Origin of the sequence: uncultured Winogradskyella sp., assembly GCF_947496485.1 — a bacterium.
Taxonomy (GTDB): Bacteria; Bacteroidota; Bacteroidia; order Flavobacteriales; family Flavobacteriaceae; genus Winogradskyella.
This window is the reverse complement of record NZ_CANMCZ010000001.1, coordinates 555,847-569,839: the sequence shown is the minus strand read 5'-3', so window position 1 is coordinate 569,839 and position 13,993 is coordinate 555,847. Positions and strand designations below refer to the sequence as shown.

Here is a 13,993-nt window from a genome sequence, read left to right as displayed (position 1 = left end):
CGAGATTGAGTTTCACAATATTAGTTAAATTATTTTCAAATTTAGTGTTGTTCTAAAAATTAATTAATTTAGCAAAAAACATTACAATTGCTATGATTTCAAAAAAAATGCCAAAGTTACTTCTGTTCTTAATAGTGTTAATTACCGTTGCATGTAGTAAAACAGAAGAGAATGTGCCATTAACACCTCCGACCGCCGAAATAACTGTAGATAAGTTAGTTAGAAAAGCATCATTGATTAACCAAAATATTCCTTTTAAAATTATTAATGAACAGGATGAAGATGTAACATCATTAGCAACATTTTACGTAAATGGCCAGCCTGTAGATGGTACTTCGTACGTGTCTCCAACAATTGGAGAATTTGAAGTTTATGGAGTTTATATGCAAGATGGTGTAGAAATTACAACAAACACAGAATCATTTAGCGTTATTATACCTAAACGAAAAATTGTAGTTGAAGATTATACAGGTACATGGTGTGGATTTTGTCCGAGAGTATCTGGTGCTTTAGAATCTTTGCATGAAGAAACAGATGATATTACAGTTGTTGCTATTCATGAAACCGCTAATAGTTTTCCAGACCCTATGCATTTTAGTCAGGTTCAGCTACTAAAAGATGCTTTTGGAGTAGAAGGATTTCCTGCTGCAAGAATCAATAGATCTGTAAATTGGCAAACACCACATCCTAATAGTGATGTTACTAGCATTGCTGGTTTGGATACCAACTTAGCTTTAGCAATCAATTCTGAATTAACAGGAAATGAATTATTAGTTCAGGTTAATGTGGTTTATGAGGAAGGTTCTGTTCAAGGAGATAAATTGGTTGTTTATTTAGTTGAAGATGGTATTATTAATGACCAAGTTAATTATTATAACGACGATAATACAAGTCAATTTTACCAAATGGGTGATCCAATACCAGATTTTGAGCACAATGAAGTTTTGAGAAATTCGTTGTCTGGTGTATTAGGTGATGTTATACCAAGTACGCCTTCTTTAACTGAATATGTAAGATCATTTACAATTAATGTGCCTTCAAATTATGTAATTGAAAATCTAAGTATTGTGGCAATGGTTGTAGATGAAAATAATACAGCTAAAAATTCGCAATATGCTCATATAGGGGATGATAAATCTTATGAATAAGGGTTTGTAAAAACGATTTTTAAATTGAAAAAACCTGAGCAATCATTATTTGTTCAGGTTTTTTTATAGCTATATTATTGTAACGTTTATTTGTTCACAATAAACTTGGCTCTAAATTCCGAATTATTTTCACTTGTTACATTCAATGCATAAAATCCAGAAGCTAAATCTAGAGAAATAGTAGTGCGATTATTCAAAGTTGTATTGGAGGTATAAACTATTTTTCCAGTTAAATCAATAATTCTAATATTGGCCTCAATATTAGTTGAAGAAAGTAAAACTAATTGATTGGATATAGGATTACGCTCTAGCTGAATATTGATCCTTGCTTCATTTGAAATGCTCAATGGTGGAGTTAGTATTTCATTCAGAGCAAAGGTAACATTACCTTGAGTCAATTGAACATGAGGTTCATTGTCGTCTGGTAGATAAGTATTATCAAAGGGAGTTAAATCTGTGGTCCCTCTACTAGCAATATTAATATCATGATGCCAATTTATATTGTCATCAGAGGCTTCATCTGTAATTGTCAGAGCTAAAGCACTAACTGAAGGTATAAAACTAAATTTGTCAATTTGTAATGCCGCTAAGAAATCTGAAGCAATTCCTCCTCCTGCTCCAATATCTCCAGTTAACGCAGATAAATCGAATAATCCACCTGGAGCACTATCAACTCCATCAAAATTTGTAGTACCAGAATTTGCAATAGATTCAACATTTGGAATTATTGGCGGGAAAAGAGGTGCAAAAAAACGACTAACTAGCTGAGGTGTTCCTGCACTGGGTGTCATATTAATTTCTATATCTACATCAATATTTCCAATAGGGGAATCTACAGGTAGCGTTGTATCAATTATAGAAAAACCATCGGTTATTGGTGTAATGCCATCCTTTGCTAAATATGGACTTCCTATTCCGCTACCATTAATTATAGCCACATTACGTACATTTTCAGGAAATCCACTTGTAGTAAAACTATTTATATTAGTTTCAAAAGTAGTTCTATACGGATGCTCTAATGGTAATGTTAATGCAGGATCGAAAGTAAATGCATCTGCACCAGATAAATGGGCTTCAAAATGATCTATCAATAATTGCCTTGCAGCAGGTGATTTAAGTAGACCATCAATAAGAGGTTCTAATTCGGCAACTGGACTTAATGGATTGTTGGCTAAAAAATTTAGTTGATGTTGCAATCCAATTGGTACGTTAGCACCATGATGAGGGGAATCAAAAGAGATGTATAATCTCGTGTCTGCATCAAGCATATTAGCTTCCATGTAATTTAAAGCATAACGAGAAATTATGCCTCCCATACTTGGACCTATAATTACATTTTGCTCTGGATTATTTGCGGCTTTATCTGTATTGATAATATTTACTAATTCTACAAGTAGCAAAGCATTTCGTTCCATAAAATCTGCTCCACCATCTATTGTTTCACCATCTGAAGCTCTCACATAGGTCGGGAAATTTAGAATCACAATATCAAAACCTTCAACTCTTAATAGATCAGCTAAATTTTGTGATCCATTTGTTCCTGTGAAGTCTAATGAACTATATAATCCTGCAATGTCTCTTGTGTCACCAGGGTCAAAGCCGTCAACAACAATAATGGGCTTATCTAAAATGTTATCAGTACTTAAAAATATTTGATACTCTCCTTCTCCAGGATAATTGATGGCTTCACCATAAGCAGATAAATCTGGTGTTATGGCAGATGTAAAAGAAGTTTGGGCAAAAACTAAAATGGGTAAAAGTAATAGTGTAGTGAAGTAATACTTTTTCATGGGGAATTTACTTAAGTTAATATCTTCAAAAGATACAAAGTTTACTTATGAAATTAAATTTTTTTAACACCATTTCCATTACAAACAAAAAAATCCTTAAAAGTATTTTAACTTCTAAGGATTTAGTTTTCAATTTATTATGTGTGTTATCCTAAAAAAGGATATCTGTAATCTGTTGGAGTTACAAAGGTTTCTTTGATTAGTCTAGGAGATACCCAACGTAATAAGTTTTGAGCACTTCCTGCTTTGTCATTTGTGCCAGATGCTCTTGCACCACCAAATGGCTGTTGACCAACAACTGCACCAGTTGGTTTGTCATTAATATAGAAGTTACCAGCAGAATTTTGAAGTGCTTTTGTAGCCTCTTCAACTGCATATCTATCTGTAGATAAAATGGCTCCTGTTAAAGCATATTCACTGGTTTCATCAACTAGTTTTAAAGTTTCAGAAAATGCATCGTCTTCGTAAACATATATTGTCATTACTGGTCCAAATAACTCAGTACACATTGTAGTGTATTTTGGATTAGAAGTTACAATAACCGTCGGCTCTATAAAGTAACCTTTAGATTTATCATATCCACCTCCTGCAATGATTTCGGCATCACTATCTGCTTTTGCACCATCAATATACTTTGCAAGTTTATCAAAAGAACCTTCATGAATTACGGCTGTAATAAAGTTACTCATATCCTCAGGAGATCCCATTTTAAAAGACTTAAGGTCTGCTAAAAGATATTTCTTTACATCAGCCCAAATACCTTTTGGGATATACGCTCTGGATGCAGCGCTACATTTTTGACCTTGAAACTCAAACGCGCCACGTGCAATCGCGGTAGCTACTTGTTTAGCATTTGCTGACTTGTGAGCAACAATAAAATCTTTCCCGCCAGTTTCTCCAACAATTCTTGGGTATGTTTTATAGTTGTGAATATTATTTCCAATCTGTTTCCATAATTCTTTAAAAATGAAAGTAGAGCCAGTAAAATGCAGACCAGAGAAATCTGGACTCGACATTACAGTGTTAGTAATCATTACTGGATCTCCAAAAACAACATTAATAACTCCAGCTGGTACACCTGCTTCCTCAAAAACATCCATAATCACTTTTGCAGAGTAGACTTGACTATCACTTGGTTTCCATACGACCACATTACCCATTAAGGCCATACACGCTGGTAAATTTCCAGCAATTGCAGTAAAATTAAACGGTGTTACAGCGTAAGTGAAACCTTCTAAAGGTCTGTATTCAACTCTATTCCATGCGTCACTTGTACTTTCAGGCTGTTCCATGTAAATGTCAGTCATAAACTGAACATTAAAACGTAAGAAATCTATAAACTCACAAGCAGCATCAATTTCAGCTTGATGAATCGTTTTAGATTGTGCAATCATAGTTGCAGCATTAATTTTAGCTCTGTAAGGACCAGCAATTAATTCGGCCGCTTTTAAGAAGATGCCAGCACGTTGTTCCCATGGCATTTGTGACCATTCTTTTCGAGCTTCTAAAGCAGTTGCAATAGCTTCTTCAATATGCTTTTGTTCTGCTAAATGATATTCGCCTACTATATGTTTATGATCGTGCGGAGGAGACATTGTTCTGGTATTTCCAGTTTTAACATCCTTTCCATTTATGTACATCGGGACTTCAACTTTACTGTTAAACATAGCTTTATAAGTTTCAGCTACCGCTTTGCGTTCTGGTGAACCAGGTGCATAAGACTTTACAGGTTCATTGACTGCTACAGGTACATTAAAGAATCCTTTTCCCATAATATATTTTAGTTTTTAGTTTTATTTTTGAAAGTGCAAAGGTACAATATTTATGATATATCGTTTGTTTGAAATGTTATAGTTGTGTGAAGATTAATAGATAATTTTGTAAGTTGCCATTTGAATTTTCTGAGCTTAACTATGTTGAAAAATGATGCTTTTATTTTAACCCTTGCTTATCCTGAAACAATAGTCTCACATGCCGAAGAATGGTATTCGCCATTTTTGAGATTCTTGTTTGTCGGAAGTAAAAAACACGTGAGGGCAGGTCATGCAGCTTTGGTGCTTATTGAAAAAGAAACAGGTGTTTTAGAATACAATGATTTTGGTCGGTATATCACAGCTGCTCCAAATGGCAGAGTCCGAGGAAGGGAAACTGACTTTGAACTGAATTTTCCTATCAAGGCTGAAATTGAAAATGATATAATCAAAAACCTAGAAGATATTCTAAAGTTTTTAGCTACTCATCCAAAACTTACTCATGGTGATGGCCATTTATATGCCTCTGTTTGCAATGCCATTAACTATGACTTGGCAAGAACTCATATTTCTGAAATGCAACATCGTCATTTTATTAGGTATGCGGCTTTCATAAAAGATGCTTGTAATTGTGCACGCTTTGTTACGGATACTTTAATTGCTTCTGTTACAGATTCAAAAATCAAAAAGAAATTACAAAACTCTAAATGGTTTACGCCAAGCACTATTGGAAATGTGGTTATTGCTGATACTGAAAATGATGTCTATTTGGTTTCAGAACAAGGGCAGATTCAAGAATTTAAATCTACTGTAAGTAAAGAAAACAGAAAGTTGTTTTTAGACACGCTCAAAGGGTATAATCCAAGCTTGAAAGGAACATTAGAACCAAAGCATAATGGCGAAAAAGCTGAACATGCGCAATGGTTAGGTGGTATTGCTGCCGGAGCATGGTTTGAAGTTTATAATTTAGAAGACACTTTTGAGTTTAGATTTAGAAGGATTTCTCCATATGGCAATATTGATAGTGACGGTATTTACATAATCGATAAAGAAGGTTTTGATATTACTTCAAAGTATCAATTTGTACATTACTCTAATTGTTTATTCTTTCATATAGAACAACAATCAATACAATTTAGATTCGAATTTGTGAAGCATTTTGATTCTTAATTAAGTGCAAAAGGCGCACTCAATTTAAAAGAAGGAATGTAAACTTTAAATTTGTTAGCTTTAGTAAAGTTTACCATATTGTAGTGACCTTGCATAGCTCCAAAAGGCGATGTTAATAAACAACCAGAATTATAGGTGTGAGATTCGCCGGGTTTTAAAACAGGTTTTTTACCTATAACACCTTCACCTTCAATAATTTCTTCATTATTTAGGGCGTCGAGAATTTTCCAGTATCTTGAGTTAAGCTGAACTGAGTCTTTACTTTGGTTTTCAATAGTTACTTTATAGCCAAAGGCAAAGTGCACTTTATAATTCTTATAAAATGTGCCTTCAAAATTGGTTTCTACAGAAATTTTAATTCCGCTTGTAACTTGTTGTACCATCAATGACTTTAAAACTGTACGCTAAAATAGCATAAATTTTGAATGCAACACTATTTTTTAGGTTAAGAGGTCGTTATTTTTAACATATGTTTAGTAGCGAAGGCTTCTAAGGTTTCAAAAAATGCTAAAATATCTTCTTTTTCTAAAACACTATTAATGGTAACCATTCTAACAAATTCTTGATTATTAAATTTTCCAAAGCCAACCATCAGTTCCGAATTTTGATAAAGTGCTGTACATAATTCATTAGCCGGAATATCCTTATAGTTAAAACAAACAGAGATAGAATCATCAAAACTGTATAGTGTATAATCATCATTTTTCATAATGTATGCTCTCGCAATATTTGCCATTTCAAATTGCTTATCGACGATTTTTTCTAAACCATTTGTGCCTATAGATTTCCAAAGTGTCCAAATCTTTAAGGCATCGTTTCGTCTTCCACATTGCATCGAAGTTTTACCTAGGTTGAAATCGTCTCCATCTGTTTGGTATAAATATTCGGCTTCGTTTGAAAAGGATTGACGTAGTTGCGCTTTATGTTGTGTTATTATAATGGAGCAGCTAAGAGGCGTACCTAACATTTTATGAGCATTGACGCTAAATGAATCTGAGTGCTCTAAACCTTTTACTAAGTGCTTATAGTTATTGCTAAAAATAACTCCACCACAGTAGGCTCCATCTACATGTAACCATAATTTATGCTTTTTGCAGACTTTACTTATAGCTTCAATATCGTCAAAAGCTCCTAATACGGTTGTTCCTGCAGTAGCATTAACCAAGAAAGGCTCATAACCATCATTTATATCTTTTTGAACCAATAGGTCTAAATGATTAGCAAGCATTTCTCCTTTTTGATTAGTGTTTACTAACCGCACCTGATTTCTACCAATACCTATCAACGCTGCATTCTTAGAAATTGAATAATGAGATTCTTTTGAAGTGTATATAGTCATTAGCCTGGTTAAACCATGAGTTCCTATAGATCCATTTTCATAATCTCTAGCCATAATCATAGCCATCATATTACTCATAGAACCGCCTGGAGCAAAAGTACCGTCGCTGTTTTTTTTATAGCCAGCCAATTCGCATATGTTCTTCAATACCTGCTTTTCAATTCCTACTTGCGGACCAGCAACTTTGTAAGTATACATGCTGTTATTTAGCATTACTGCCAACAAATCACCTAGTGAAGCTTTACCAATTCTACCTCCAAATAATTGATTAAAAAACGATTTAGAAGCTGTTTTTGGAGTGCTTTTAATAATCTGTTTTAATGTTGTTTTTAAATCTTCATCTAATGTGCCTTCCGCATTCAGTGACAAATTCAGTTGATTATATAACTGAGAGGTAGTAATAGGTTCTGCTACTGGCTGATGTTTTTCAGCTTCAAAAAGTATATCACATAATTCAGAAAATAGGGCAATATCATTCTGCATCTTTGAAAATGTTTAATTGAGGTGAAAGATAAAAAGAAATTTAATCTATTTCGGTTAAAAATCTTAACTGGTTTAATTTGAAATGTCTACAGAAGACGCTTCACCATAACCAATTAGCCTATCGAACCTTGCTCCTAGGTCTCGGTAATATACTAGTACTTTGTAGTTGTTTTCGGTTTGCCAAAAGTTTCCACTAATAGCACCTTCATCTAGCTCTTGCGTATCTTTATCGACTGCAACAAATTTGTAATTGTAGAATCCTTGTTTAAGACGCATCATACTTTCGTATTTACCACTCTCAGGATTAAATTCCATTTTAGTAAGTGGCTCAATTGTGAAAGCATTAAAATTGCCATAAACATGTATGTCTTTATCTTTTAATTCTTCATGTAACAGAGAGAAATGAATCATAGAATAGTCAGCTTCAAAATCTACATTTGTTCTATCTATGGCTGTAATTTGAAAATTCCCGTTAATATCAGGATTATAGGTGTAAGGTCTATCTTTTCGAGATATATTGGTAAATAAATAATTATGATATATCTCTTTTAAATCTATAAATTGCACACCTATACTAGCAGCTCTTATATCTTTAGTTTCAAAATATAAGTATTCATTGCCTCCCCAAAATGCAGATTCTGTATTATATCTATAAATAAGCTCATTACCTAATGTGTATTGAGGTTTTAAATCTGAAATTGCTGTATTAAGGTTGTTATTCTGAATGATGAGTGTTTTAACAGTATCCAATGGATTATTGAAATTAATGCTATTAGTATTGATTACAATGTCTACTGATTGCTTTTCGGCAATAACTTCTACATCTCTTGATCGTTTTACTTTAACACCAACATTAACAATGTCTTCATAAATCATAAACTTTCTGCTGAACATCAGTTCGTCATAATCATCGTAAATGGAAATCATATAATTACCACTCTTTAATAATGCTCGTGTTTGAGAGTTAGGTATTGTTAAATCGTAGTGTGAATAAATTTGATAAGCATTAAATGAATTCTCATAAGTCAAAATTCTTTGGTTATCTAAGCCTTTAAGATATTCACCTTTTACTAAATTCGATGGTGTCCAATCAAAATTAAAATGTTCTATAACGTAGTAAAAGTCTTCTTCGTTACCATTTAAGGCATCAAATTCTAATTGTAATGATTCTCCAAGTTTTAAAACTGGTAACTGACCTTGAGTGGTATTACTTTTAAACGTAATAGTTTTTATAAAGTTTGGTGGACTCACTTCCTCAACTTGTGATAGTAAAAATGATGGTATAAGTAAAATTAATAAGAGGGTATAAAAGTTATTTTTCATTATAAAAATTCTGTAGTGCATAAAGATAATCAAAATCTGTGCCCTAAAGTATTTAACTTATTTATAATCACTATAAATAAAAAAGATGTTTTAATATGAAAATTATTTAAGCATTAATTCGTAAATTTGCACGGATTTTTAGATAACTAATCTTTAAAGTATATGTCAAAAGACATCAGAATTAAAAAGGGTTTAGATATAAAGTTAGTCGGTGAAGCCGAACAAACTACCGAAAATGCTATCATTAGCAACTTCTATTCTGTAAGACCCGAAGATTTCCACAGTATTATCCCAAAACTTGTTGCAAAAGAAGGTACACGTATTAAAGCGGGTGAAACTTTGTTTTACAATAAAGATAATGAAGCAATGAAGTTTGTTTCCCCAGTTTCTGGTGAAGTAACTGAAGTACAACGTGGACCAAGACGTCGTATCGACGCCATAAAAATAACAGCGGACAAGGAACAAACACATGTAGATCATGGTAAATTTGATTTATCTTCTGATGAAGAGAAGGTAAAGTCACATTTACTTGCTTCTGGTTGTTGGGCTTTTATTAAACAACGTCCTTATGATGTTGTGGCAAAAGGAAATAGTAAGCCAAAAGCAATTTTTGTATCTGGTTACGCAAGTGCACCTTTAGCAGCTAATTTAGATTATACCTTAGCAGGCAAAGAGGCAGAATTACAAGCTGCTGTTACCGCATTATCAAAATTAACTGATGGTGGAGTTCATATCTCAGTTGGTGGTACAAATTCTCCATTAGCGAACTTAGATAATACGACAACCTATAAAGTTTCTGGGCCACATCCATCGGGTAACGTTGGTACTTTAATCAACAAAGTAAGTCCAGTAAATAAAGGTGAAGTTGTTTGGACGGTTAATGCGCAAGACTTAGTGATTATTGGAGAACTTTTATTAACTGGTAAATTTAATGCTGAGCGTGTTGTTGCTTTGGCTGGTTCATCAGTTAAGAAACCAAGATATTTTAGAACTAAGATAGGTTCTGAAATCTCAACTATGGTTTATGATAATGGTGTTGAGCAAGACGGTAACGATCGTATTATTTCAGGTAATGTATTATCTGGAAAGCATGTGCAACCTGACGGTTTTTTAGACTATTATAGTAATGTGATTACTGTAATTCCAGAGGGTGATGATTATGAATTCTTTGGTTGGAATAAACCAGTTTTTAATAAGATTTCTACTTCCAGAGCTCTGACATTTTCTTGGTTGACTCCAAAAAAGAAATTTGATTTAAATACAAATACAAATGGCGAGCATCGTGCATTTGTAACTACTGGAACCTACGAAGAAGTATTTCCTTTAGATATATACCCGATGCAGATTTTAAAAGCTTGTATGTATCAAGATTTAGACGAAATGGAAGCTTTAGGAATGTATGAAGTGGCACCAGAAGATTTTGCATTAACAGAATTTGTATGTGTTTCTAAACAGCCACATCAAAAAATTATAAGAGAAGGTTTAGACTTAATGCTAAAAGAGATAGGATAATGGGTTTAAAAAGTAATTTACATAATTTTAAAGAAAAGAATAAAGACAAAAAGTGGTTGCCAGGATTTAATGCACTCTTTACGTTTTTATACATGCCAAATGAGACAACTCATAACGGAACTCACATAAAGGCAGCAGATGATTTAAAGCGTACAATGAATACAGTAATCATGGCATTAGTACCATGTTTAATATTCGGTATGTTTAATGCAGGTTATCAGCATTATCTTGCACAAGGTTTAATAGAATCTGCAGAAGGATTTTTAGGGTCTTCATTTTGGACACTCGATAACTTTATAGTTGGTGCTTGGACAGTTTTACCTTTGGTAGTAGTTTCTTATGGTGTTGGTTTAGCGGTTGAGTTTGTATTTGCAATAATTAAAGGTCACGAAGTAGAAGAAGGTTATTTAGTGACTGGTATGTTAGTGCCTTTAATTGTTCCTGTAGATATTCCATTATGGATGTTAGCTGTTGCAGTAATCTTTGGTGTAGTAATTGGTAAAGAAGTTTTTGGTGGTACAGGAATGAATATTCTTAATCCAGCATTAACAATTAGAGCATTTTTATTCTTTGCTTATCCGACTTGGATGTCTGGTGATAAGGTTTGGGTTCATGGAGCAGTAGAACGCGATCAAATGATAGCAGCAGGTCAAAATGTGGATGCCATTTCTGGTGAGACACTTTTAGGTGCATATGCCCAAAATAGTTCTTTAGCAGGAATTGATTATTGGGATATGTTCTGGGGAATTATACCAGGTTCAGTAGGTGAGACCTCTAAATTCTTAATCATAATAGGAGCATTATTCTTAATCTTTACCAAGATAGGAAGCTGGAGAATTATGTTAAGTACTGTGATTGGTGCTTTAGCAATGGGATTAATTTTTAATGGTGTTGTAGATGCAGGTTGGATAGGAAGTACCAGTAAGTTTTATGGCTTAATGAGTGTTCCGTTTTGGCAACATTTAATCATAGGTAGTATATTATTTGGTGCAGTTTATATGGCAACAGATCCAGTAACAGCATCACAAACAAATAAAGGAAAATGGATTTATGGTTTCTTAATAGGTTTCATATCCATTATGATTCGTGTATTCAATCCAGCATATCCAGAAGGTGTATTCTTAGCCATTTTACTAATGAATGTATTTGCACCAACCATTGACCATTATGTAGTACAAGGAAATGTAAAACGTCGTTTAAAACGTGCAAAAGTTAAAGTAGCTTAATTATGGAAAAGAGAACGGATAAAAATTCATATACCATCATATTTGCAATAGGAATGGTATTGGTTGTGGGATCTTTGTTGGCTTTTTTAGCATCATCACTTAAGCCAAGAATAAGTGAGAACCAAAGATTAGAAAAACAGCAGAATATCCTATATGCAATGGGTATTAATGATAATGATGAAACCAGTGCTGTTTTTATTTCAACAGATAAAGCTCCTGAAGCATTTACTGAAAATGTAGCAGACCAAATTGTTATTACAGTTGATGCCAATGGTAAAGTTGTTAAAAGACAAACACGTGACGAGTATTTTGAAGAAACTAATCAAGAGCCTTATTTAATTGATGTAAAGAAGCAGCAAGCAAGTGCAAAAGATGGCGGAGAAAGAAAATTACCGTTGTTTGTTGGTAAAAATGCTGATGGAAAAACAGTTTATGTTGCGCCGATTTACGGTAAAGGACTATGGGATGCAATTTGGGGTTATGTAGCTATGGATGAAAATATGGTAGTACAAGGTGCTTATTTTGACCATAAGGGAGAAACACCAGGACTTGGTGCCAATATCAAGCAGCGCTATTTTATGGACGATTTTTACGGAGAACATTTGTTAACTGAAAATGGTGCTTTTAAAGGTATCACAGTTGCTAAAGGAAATGCAGATCCAAAGAATAATGATAAGAAAGATAACGAAGTAGATGCCATTGCTGGTGCTACAATTACAGGTGATGGAGTTTCGGCCATGATTAAAAATGACTTGAAGCTTTACAAGCCTTATTTTGATAATTTAAAAACTAAATAAACAATATGGGACTTCTTTCAAAAAAAGATACTAAGTTAATTACAGACCCATTAGCGGATAATAATCCAATTACCATTCAGGTACTTGGTATATGTTCTGCATTAGCAATTACAGCAGAGCTTGAAGCGTCTATTGTAATGTCTATTTCTGTATTATTTGTAATGGGTGTTGGTAATGTTGTTATTTCTTTGATGCGTAACATTATTCCTTCAAAAATTAGAATTATTGCGCAATTAATAGTTGTGGCTACTTTGGTAATTATTGTTGATTTAGTGCTTAAGGCTTTTGCTTATGAACTAAGTAAAACACTTTCAGTTTTCGTTGGGCTAATCATTACCAATTGTATTATCATGGGAAGGTTTGAAGCGTTTGCTTTAGGAAATGGTCCTTGGAGATCATTTTTAGACGGTATCGGAAATGCTCTTGGTTACGCGGTTATATTAATTATAGTCGGGTTCTTCAGAGAACTTTTAGGTTCTGGTACTTTATTAGGTATTCCAGTACTTGGAGACCCAATTGAAAAAACAGGATTATATTCAATAGGTTATGAAAATAACGGTTTTATGTTATTATCGCCTATGGCATTGATTGTAGTAGGTATCATTATTTGGGTACAACGTAGTAGAAATAAAGCATTAATTGAGGATTAAAATCCTCTTCAGTTGGTTAGTAATCATTTGATAACTGAAACTGATACTGAAAACTTATAAAAAATGGAACACTTAGAGTTATTTTTTAAATCGATATTTATAGACAATATGGTATTTGCTACATTCTTAGGGATGTGTTCATACTTAGCTGTATCTAAAAAAGTGTCAACTGCAGTTGGTCTTGGTGCTGCTGTAATTTTTGTATTGGCAATTACAGTACCTTTAAACTGGTTGTTAGATCAATATGTTTTACAGCCTGGTGCTTTAACTTGGTTGGGGCCAGAATATGCCAGTTATGATCTTAGCTTCTTATCATTTATTATGTTTATTGCTACTATTGCTACTATGGTACAATTGGTAGAAATTGTTGTTGAGAAATTCTCACCATCATTATATAATTCTCTAGGTATCTTTTTACCATTAATTGCTGTGAACTGTGCTATTTTAGGTGGATCATTATTTATGCAATCTAGAGAGATTGAAACTTTAGGTTTAGCATTAAACTACGGAATTGGTTCTGGCATCGGATGGTTCCTAGCAATTTTAGCCATTGCTGCTATTAGAGAAAAAATTAGATATAGTAATGTACCACCTGCTTTAAGAGGTTTAGGTATTACCTTTATCATTACTGGATTAATGGCAATCGGATTTATGAGTTTTGGTGGTATGCTAACAGGAGGTGATGAGGAAGCAAAGTCAGAAGACCAAGCTGCTACAATTGAAGTAATAAAAGAAGACGTTAAAAAAGAAGAAGCTAAACTTAAGTCTGACTTAGAAATAGCCGAAAATACAAACAAGTAATTG

The 13,993-nt window shown here is 33.5% G+C and carries 12 protein-coding genes; 7 read left to right on the top strand and 5 right to left on the bottom strand.

Going from position 1 to position 13,993, the window contains the following annotated elements; translation table 11 throughout:
• The first annotated feature begins 92 nt into the window (after positions 1-92).
• Positions 93-1,148 carry an Omp28-related outer membrane protein gene (locus Q0822_RS02380; protein ID WP_299119672.1) on the top strand — a complete coding sequence of 352 codons (1,056 nt, stop codon included), beginning with the start codon at positions 93-95 and terminating at the stop codon, positions 1,146-1,148.
• Positions 1,149-1,234: 86 nt separating this feature from the next.
• Here Q0822_RS02380 and Q0822_RS02375 read toward each other — a convergent pair whose 3' ends face one another.
• Both Q0822_RS02375 and pruA read right to left on the bottom strand, forming a co-directional pair.
• Positions 1,235-2,938 carry a T9SS type A sorting domain-containing protein gene (locus Q0822_RS02375; protein WP_299119670.1) on the bottom strand — a complete coding sequence of 568 codons (1,704 nt, stop codon included), beginning with the start codon at positions 2,936-2,938 and terminating at the stop codon, positions 1,235-1,237.
• A 146-nt stretch (positions 2,939-3,084) separates the two neighbouring features.
• Entirely contained in the window at positions 3,085-4,710 is a 1,626-nt protein-coding gene (gene pruA / locus Q0822_RS02370) for an L-glutamate gamma-semialdehyde dehydrogenase (protein WP_299119668.1), read from the bottom strand.
• Between the two features lie 141 nt (positions 4,711-4,851).
• Between pruA and Q0822_RS02365 the strand changes: the two genes are divergently transcribed.
• Entirely contained in the window at positions 4,852-5,859 is a 1,008-nt protein-coding gene (locus Q0822_RS02365; RefSeq protein ID WP_299119666.1) for a DUF6695 family protein, read from the top strand.
• Here Q0822_RS02365 and apaG read toward each other — a convergent pair.
• The 3 genes from apaG to Q0822_RS02350 form a co-directional block, all read right to left on the bottom strand.
• Entirely contained in the window at positions 5,856-6,242 is a 387-nt protein-coding gene (apaG, locus tag Q0822_RS02360) for a Co2+/Mg2+ efflux protein ApaG (RefSeq protein WP_299119663.1), read from the bottom strand. The genes Q0822_RS02365 and apaG overlap by 4 nt on opposite strands.
• 62 nt (positions 6,243-6,304) lie before the next feature.
• The gene (locus tag Q0822_RS02355) at positions 6,305-7,681 is read right to left on the bottom strand and encodes a pyridoxal-dependent decarboxylase (RefSeq protein WP_299119661.1); all 1,377 of its coding nucleotides are present in this window, start codon (positions 7,679-7,681) and stop codon (positions 6,305-6,307) included.
• A gap of 72 nt (positions 7,682-7,753) precedes the next feature.
• Positions 7,754-9,004, bottom strand: coding sequence for a DUF5103 domain-containing protein (locus Q0822_RS02350; RefSeq protein WP_299119658.1), 1,251 nt, complete (start codon positions 9,002-9,004; stop codon positions 7,754-7,756).
• A gap of 162 nt (positions 9,005-9,166) precedes the next feature.
• On the opposite strand from Q0822_RS02350, the gene Q0822_RS02345 reads away from it, so the two are divergent.
• The 5 genes from Q0822_RS02345 (at position 9,167) to nqrE (ending at position 13,990) form a co-directional block, all read left to right on the top strand.
• On the top strand, positions 9,167-10,516 hold the full coding sequence (locus Q0822_RS02345; protein ID WP_299119656.1) for a Na(+)-translocating NADH-quinone reductase subunit A: 1,350 nt from the start codon (positions 9,167-9,169) through the stop codon (positions 10,514-10,516).
• Positions 10,516-11,742, top strand: a complete 1,227-nt coding sequence (locus tag Q0822_RS02340; RefSeq protein WP_299119654.1) for an NADH:ubiquinone reductase (Na(+)-transporting) subunit B — start codon at positions 10,516-10,518, stop codon at positions 11,740-11,742. The genes Q0822_RS02345 and Q0822_RS02340 overlap by 1 nt, the downstream gene beginning before the upstream one ends.
• A 2-nt stretch (positions 11,743-11,744) precedes the next feature.
• Positions 11,745-12,539, top strand: coding sequence for a Na(+)-translocating NADH-quinone reductase subunit C (locus Q0822_RS02335; protein WP_299119651.1), 795 nt, complete (start codon positions 11,745-11,747; stop codon positions 12,537-12,539).
• A 5-nt stretch (positions 12,540-12,544) separates the two neighbouring features.
• Positions 12,545-13,189 carry an NADH:ubiquinone reductase (Na(+)-transporting) subunit D gene (locus Q0822_RS02330; protein ID WP_185788214.1) on the top strand — a complete coding sequence of 215 codons (645 nt, stop codon included), beginning with the start codon at positions 12,545-12,547 and terminating at the stop codon, positions 13,187-13,189.
• A gap of 63 nt (positions 13,190-13,252) precedes the next feature.
• The gene (nqrE, locus tag Q0822_RS02325; RefSeq protein ID WP_299119643.1) at positions 13,253-13,990 is read left to right on the top strand and encodes an NADH:ubiquinone reductase (Na(+)-transporting) subunit E; all 738 of its coding nucleotides are present in this window, start codon (positions 13,253-13,255) and stop codon (positions 13,988-13,990) included.
• Positions 13,991-13,993 lie beyond the last annotated feature (3 nt).

Excerpts from the sequence above, each read along its gene's own strand:
- Q0822_RS02380 (WP_299119672.1), top strand. The coding sequence starts at position 93 with ATGATTTCAAAAAAAATGCCAAAGTTACTTCTGTTCTTAATAGTGTTA.
- Q0822_RS02375 (WP_299119670.1), bottom strand. The coding sequence starts at position 2,938 with ATGAAAAAGTATTACTTCACTACACTATTACTTTTACCCATTTTAGTT.
- pruA (WP_299119668.1), bottom strand. The coding sequence starts at position 4,710 with ATGGGAAAAGGATTCTTTAATGTACCTGTAGCAGTCAATGAACCTGTA.
- Q0822_RS02365 (WP_299119666.1), top strand. The coding sequence starts at position 4,852 with ATGTTGAAAAATGATGCTTTTATTTTAACCCTTGCTTATCCTGAAACA.
- apaG (WP_299119663.1), bottom strand. The coding sequence starts at position 6,242 with ATGGTACAACAAGTTACAAGCGGAATTAAAATTTCTGTAGAAACCAAT.
- Q0822_RS02355 (WP_299119661.1), bottom strand. The coding sequence starts at position 7,681 with ATGCAGAATGATATTGCCCTATTTTCTGAATTATGTGATATACTTTTT.
- Q0822_RS02350 (WP_299119658.1), bottom strand. The coding sequence starts at position 9,004 with ATGAAAAATAACTTTTATACCCTCTTATTAATTTTACTTATACCATCA.
- Q0822_RS02345 (WP_299119656.1), top strand. The coding sequence starts at position 9,167 with ATGTCAAAAGACATCAGAATTAAAAAGGGTTTAGATATAAAGTTAGTC.
- Q0822_RS02340 (WP_299119654.1), top strand. The coding sequence starts at position 10,516 with ATGGGTTTAAAAAGTAATTTACATAATTTTAAAGAAAAGAATAAAGAC.
- Q0822_RS02335 (WP_299119651.1), top strand. The coding sequence starts at position 11,745 with ATGGAAAAGAGAACGGATAAAAATTCATATACCATCATATTTGCAATA.
- Q0822_RS02330 (WP_185788214.1), top strand. The coding sequence starts at position 12,545 with ATGGGACTTCTTTCAAAAAAAGATACTAAGTTAATTACAGACCCATTA.
- nqrE (WP_299119643.1), top strand. The coding sequence starts at position 13,253 with ATGGAACACTTAGAGTTATTTTTTAAATCGATATTTATAGACAATATG.